Origin of the sequence: Streptomyces chisholmiae (assembly GCF_031845445.1) — a bacterium.
Classification (GTDB): Bacteria; Actinomycetota; Actinomycetes; order Streptomycetales; family Streptomycetaceae; genus Streptomyces; species Streptomyces chisholmiae.
On sequence record NZ_JAVREO010000151.1, the window covers coordinates 1 to 464 of the forward strand.

The 464-nt window shown below is 73.5% G+C and carries 1 protein-coding gene; it reads right to left on the reverse strand.

What is annotated here, in order from left to right; all coding sequences use genetic code 11:
- On the reverse strand, positions 1-464 hold a 464-nt coding region (locus RM844_RS32530), incomplete at both ends, for a glycosyltransferase (protein ID WP_394814658.1).

Consider the following 464-nt stretch of genomic DNA (forward strand, 5'->3'; position numbering starts at 1 on the left):
CTTGACCTTGGCCATGGTGTGCATGGCGTGCACCAGGGGGACGCCCCAGCGCTGGGCGGCCAGCCAGCCGACGTGGCCGGAGAGCCAGTAGTGGGAGTGGACCAGGTCGTAGTGGCCGGGGCGGTGACCCGCCCACGCCTGCATCACGCCGTGGGTGAAGGCGCAGAGCTGCGCGGGCAGCTCCTCCTTGGCGAGGCCCTCGTACGGGCCCGCGTCGACGTGCCGGACGAGGACGCCGGGGGCCAGTTCGACGGTGGGCGGCAGGGTGCCGGTGGTGGCGCGGGTGAAGATCTCCACCTCGACGTTGATGGCGGCGAGCCGCTTCGCCAGCTCCACGATGTAGACGTTCATGCCGCCGGCGTCGCCGGTTCCCGGCTGGTGCAGCGGGGAGGTGTGCACGCTCAGCATCGCCACCCGTCGGGGCCTGCGGCCCCCTCCGGGCAGCCGCAGCCTCGGCTGGGCGG